We start from the raw sequence: 4,724 nt of genomic DNA, 5'->3' as shown, positions 1-4,724 counted from the left end.
AATAGAGACGATTCTTGTTTATAAGTTACCGCTTCTCAATCGTCGGGAGATAGAAACTATGTTTAGTTTAGATGAATTAAAACAAACTCAGTATTTTCAAGATGTGCGCGAGGAAGCGCGTCAGGAAGGTCGTCAGGAAGGTCGTCAGGAAGGCAGACTAAACAAAGCATTAGAGGCGGTCCCTCGTTTGTTAGCCCTAGGGTTAAGTGTTGAGCAAGTCGCATCCGCGTTAGAGTTAGAGGTTGAACAGGTTAGAGCTATACAAAACGGGACATAAAAAAATGCGATCGCCTTGTAAAATAAGAGCATGAAAACTGACACGATTTTTTATCAACTCTTTCAATCTTTCCCCTCTATCTTCTTTGAATTAATTCAACTCCCTATCAGCGAAGCGAATAACTACCGCTTTGACTCAGTGGAAGTCAAACAATTTTCTTTTCGTCTTGATGGAGTCTTTCTGCCTCAAAATAATCACCCTAGATTTCATCGTAAAACCGGGGTTGGGACGGGGATAAAGTTATCCCCTCACCCAACCTTACTTACCAACGATTTAAGAAACCGCCACCATTACCCCAGCGCGGTCGAGAATTAAAGAAACCACCACCGTCAGACCAACCATTACGCCAGGGCCGCGCATTAACGAAACTACCACCGCGACCATCTACCCAACCACCAGCACGACTATTCCCCCAACCGCGATTGCCACCATCTCCCCAGCCTAAAGCTTGTAAACTAGGATCAGCAGTACCTTCCGGCAGTTGGTTAACCCGTTCGCGTACAGCGCTAGATAGACGACTTAAACGCGCTTCAATGGGATTAGCCTCGTCTGAGGCGGCCTGGGCAGTGCTAGTCAGACCGAAGGCAGATAAAGCGAGAAGAAAGCCGACTAAACCGGTTTTATTGCGAATATTCACCTGAATTTATGCTCCTATTTGGCTTCTTGGGGATTAATTTGGGCGTGTTCGATAACTTTGAAGGCAAAAAACCCCTTTAATAATTCTGGGGGGATGGGAACCATGCCTTGACTACCGAACCAGCGATCGATTTGACTAACGGTAGCCGTATCATTGGTGATGTAATCCTGCATCATTTTAACAATGGCATAGTTGACATCATCCAAAAAAGTAGAGTTATTTTCGGGAACCATGCAAGCGATGCCAAAATTAGCTAGAGCTTCTTCGGGGACGATTTCGTAGATTTTAGGGTTATCTCTGAGGATTGTTCCCGCTAAAGAAATGCTATCCCCCGCTATTGCCTCGATTTTACCGGTTTTTAAAGCTTCGATCGCTTCTTCTACGGTGCTGTAGGTAGTAACAATTGTCGCTTGCGGTTGTACTAATTTAATCACATCCACGGCCGCGGAAGTGGGAATCAAGGCGATACGTTTACCGATTAGGGATTGAGGAGTGGAGAGATTGCTGCCTTTTTTGGCTAAAATCCTAATCCCAGAAATGCTGTAACTGATGGAAAAATCGACCACTTTCGCCCTTTCCCAAGTAAAAGCCGTACTACAAGCGATATCGATTTCCCCGCTACGAATGAGGTTAATTTTCTCTCCGGGTTGGTTAGCTTCCACCATTTGCAGGGTGACGGGACGACCGAGACGAGTTTCCAGTCGTTTTCTAATTCGTTCTAACACATCCATAGAATAGCCGACCAATTCCCCCTTCTCATTGACGTAGGAGTAGGGAATCGCATCAAAACGGGTTCCTACGGTCAAAAATCCCGTTCGAGCCACTTTTTCCACCACTGTTTCCGCTAAACTCGGACTTGCGAGGAACATGGGCAATATGCAACCTAGTCCCACTAACTGTAAAATTTTCTTCATAAATCGAGTGCTTGCTCCCGTACAAACATAACTATACTAGAATTCACTAAAAAATCTTCAGGGTTTCCATAATAATTTCTGTGAACTTTGACAAATTATGGCAACTCTCCAAAATCTGACTACAAAAGTTTGCTTCCCCGAAATACCCCTTAAAAAAACGGACTTAAATTCGATAATTGGATGTGTAATTTTTATGAGGGAGAATTGCTATGAGATGGCGGTTCAATGCGAATTAATTGACCTTTACCTTCATCGGTGAGCAGGTATAAAAATCCGTCGGGACTTTGACGCACATCCCGCACCCTCTGACCGATGGGAATCGCTTCTTGATTGATAATTTCACCCGATTTATTCAGTTCCAGACGACGAATATCCCTGGAAACTAAACCACCAGCGAATAAATTTCCCTGCCAATTAGGAAAGCGATTACCGGTATAAAAGACCAATCCCGAAGGAGCGATCGCAGGTGTCCAAATTGTTTTCGGATCGATCAGGCCGGGGCGAGATTCTTGGCTGGAAACTGGGGTATTAGTGCCGTACTCTTGACTAGCAGAAACCACTGGCCAACCGTAATTTTTTCCTTTTTCAATTAAATTTAATTCATCCCCTCCTTTCGCTCCATGTTCTGTTGCCCAGACTCGTTTAGTCATCGGATCGAAGCTGATTCCTTGAATATTCCGATGACCATAACTCCAAATTTTAGAACCCGCAAAAGGATTATCTTTAGGTATAGAACCGTCGTCATTGATGCGGATAATTTTACCTAATTGACTTTGCAGATTTTGGGCCTGTTTTCTAATTAAATCTCCCGCTAATTGTAGAGGAGGATTACCCCCGTCCCCAATCGCTACCAATAAAGTGCCATCCGGTAGCCATAATAACCGCGAACCGAAGTGTTGAGAGCCAGTTTTTGTCTGGGAAACTTCAAAAATAACCTGCACATCTCGCAAACTTGCACCATCATAAACCGCACGAGCGACGCGGGTACGATTAGCCTCCTGGTCTCCGTGGGCATAAGTTAGATAAATCCAGCGATTTTGGGCAAATTGGGGATGAATTGCCACATCGAGCAGTCCTCCTTGTCCGACGGCAAAAACTTCGGGAACTCCAGCGATGGCTTTTGGGTCTAATTTGCCCTCTCTAACTACTCTTAAACGACCGGGGCGCTCTGTGATGAGGATTTCCCCGTTAGGTAGCCAAACCATAGCCCAAGGATGCTCTAAACCCTCGATTACGGTCACTTTTTGCCATTGATTTCTCTGGGAATTATTCGCCGAAGTTAATACATTTGCACCTTGACAACTGGAGATAATTATGGTAAGTAAAACGCTAGATACTAAAGGCGAGAAAAGGCGATTGAGAGAATTAAGCATTAGTTGGTAACTCCCCAAGTTTGCCATGGCATAGACATCATTAAGGTGGGTTCGGGTTAATTGCTCGTACAAACTATTTGGCAATACCTCTAATTTTCGCTTTTACTTTTTCAATGAATGAAGAAGAATTCACATCGTGGAGATGTTGTTTCCTCGCTTTACTTAGGATTGATGCCACTAAACCAAAGGAGGACTGAGAAGAAAAAATCAAATCATTACAACTGGCTAACAAATACATATCCATTAATGCTTCTATACCATTTTGAACGCGATCGGGACATTGATCCCAGTTCTGGTGCATTCTTTCTCCCGATGGTGGAAACCATTTTGTTGTGGTGATAATATTTGGGAACTCCTCTTGAAATTTTTCAACAACTTCTTGAGAATCTGTAGCCAAGAAAATGCTGGTAAATTTATTGTTTTTGTTGATTTGTTTAGTATTAGTAATTAGCTTATCTAAAGGAATCTTCATGTCTGTGTATCTGACATGAACGCCTAGGGTATTCACTCCAAAGTAAGATGATCTGAAATCTTCGATAGACTGAATAATTTCAGGTTTCAGGCTTAGATGAGAGTTTAATACCTGTTTGATAATAGTACGATCATCCATTTTTGCCAAGTAATCGAACTTCCCATGAAAAAGTTGTCTCATCTGGTTGATTTTATGAGTATAGGCACAGAAAACAAGAATCTCACTCTCATAATTTGTTCTAGATAATTCAACCGACATAGATTGATCCGAAATCCTTAAATCTTTTCTTAGTCCACCAAAAGATTGATCTAACTTATCAATCCATATCTCAGGATAGACAGACTTGGTATCAGGTATAGATTCTACTGAACCGCTCTTTGGACAGTTAAAAAATAGAGGGAAGGAATTGATATTGTCATGACAATAAGTATTATCCCGCCAATCAATAACTAACTGGCGATTACTAATTTCACTATAGATTATTGCACCACAGGCGGCCAGAATTCGGTTTCCCATGCCAGAGGAACCTTTACAAATCAGAAATTTTCTAGAGCTATTCATATTTTTTATTGAGTATCTACTAAACTATAAACCTAGGCGACGGCGAGATATTTTCAAACTCAAGGGGGAGTTAGCCATAAATAGCTTCACAAATTCTAGGCGACGCAGATAGAATCTTTTGGGTTAACCCCTTTAAAACTTCCTTGAGTAGATCGGGACGAGTAAAAACTATTAAAATAACTGGCGGCAAAGAACTAGGTAAAGGCACCTCATCAAGAGACATTGGTAAATTTGTTAAATTCATAGACTACCGCACAACAAAAATTTTAACATCTGCACAAATCATGCCCAATATGGTAACACCTTAATTTGACTGTGTCAAGCTTAATTACACTTCGATAACTCCCAGCTAGTGGGACTTAAACGCCAAATAAAGATCAAATCGAGTATAATCGTTAAAGAGTAAGCACTTTACGTTGAAAGAGCAGCGATGAAAGAGACAACCCCAGCCGCGATGCCCCCATGCTTTGACCGATGGTGTCGGCGGTTT

6 protein-coding genes and 1 pseudogene are annotated in these 4,724 nt (G+C 42.3%); 2 read left to right on the top strand and 5 right to left on the bottom strand.

The window, feature by feature from the left end; translation table 11 throughout:
* Both O9300_RS09935 and O9300_RS09930 read left to right on the top strand, forming a co-directional pair.
* Nucleotides 1-277 (top strand): Rpn family recombination-promoting nuclease/putative transposase (locus tag O9300_RS09935; RefSeq protein WP_287693931.1); only part of this gene is annotated, 277 nt, incomplete at its 5' end.
* Between the two features lie 30 nt (nt 278-307).
* A pseudogene (locus O9300_RS09930) lies at nt 308-481 on the top strand (DUF2887 domain-containing protein); the annotation flags it as partial.
* 58 nt (nt 482-539) lie between these two features.
* Here O9300_RS09930 and grrA read toward each other — a convergent pair.
* The 5 genes from grrA to O9300_RS09905 form a co-directional block, all read right to left on the bottom strand.
* Nucleotides 540-914: a GrrA/OscA1 family cyclophane-containing rSAM-modified RiPP gene (gene grrA, locus O9300_RS09925; RefSeq protein ID WP_286827276.1), complete on the bottom strand. Its 375-nt coding sequence runs from the start codon at nt 912-914 to the stop codon at nt 540-542.
* Nucleotides 915-928: 14 nt separating this feature from the next.
* Nucleotides 929-1,828: an extracellular substrate binding-like orphan protein GrrP gene (grrP, locus tag O9300_RS09920; protein WP_287971494.1), complete on the bottom strand. Its 900-nt coding sequence runs from the start codon at nt 1,826-1,828 to the stop codon at nt 929-931.
* A gap of 191 nt (nt 1,829-2,019) precedes the next feature.
* Nucleotides 2,020-3,201, bottom strand: a complete 1,182-nt coding sequence (locus O9300_RS09915) for a PQQ-dependent sugar dehydrogenase (RefSeq protein ID WP_287971493.1) — start codon at nt 3,199-3,201, stop codon at nt 2,020-2,022.
* 73 nt (nt 3,202-3,274) lie between these two features.
* Nucleotides 3,275-4,234, bottom strand: a complete 960-nt coding sequence (locus O9300_RS09910; protein WP_287971492.1) for a NodZ family protein — start codon at nt 4,232-4,234, stop codon at nt 3,275-3,277.
* Nucleotides 4,235-4,304: 70 nt separating this feature from the next.
* Complete coding sequence (locus O9300_RS09905; RefSeq protein WP_287971491.1) at nt 4,305-4,478, bottom strand: hypothetical protein; 174 nt, start codon at nt 4,476-4,478, stop codon at nt 4,305-4,307.
* Between the last annotated feature and the right edge of the window lie 246 nt (nt 4,479-4,724).

Source organism: Microcystis sp. LE19-195.1E, from assembly GCF_027532095.1.
Taxonomy (GTDB): domain Bacteria; phylum Cyanobacteriota; class Cyanobacteriia; order Cyanobacteriales; family Microcystaceae; genus Microcystis; species Microcystis aeruginosa.
Note: the sequence above shows the minus strand (reverse complement) of the source record. Positions and strands in the feature narration are given on the sequence as shown.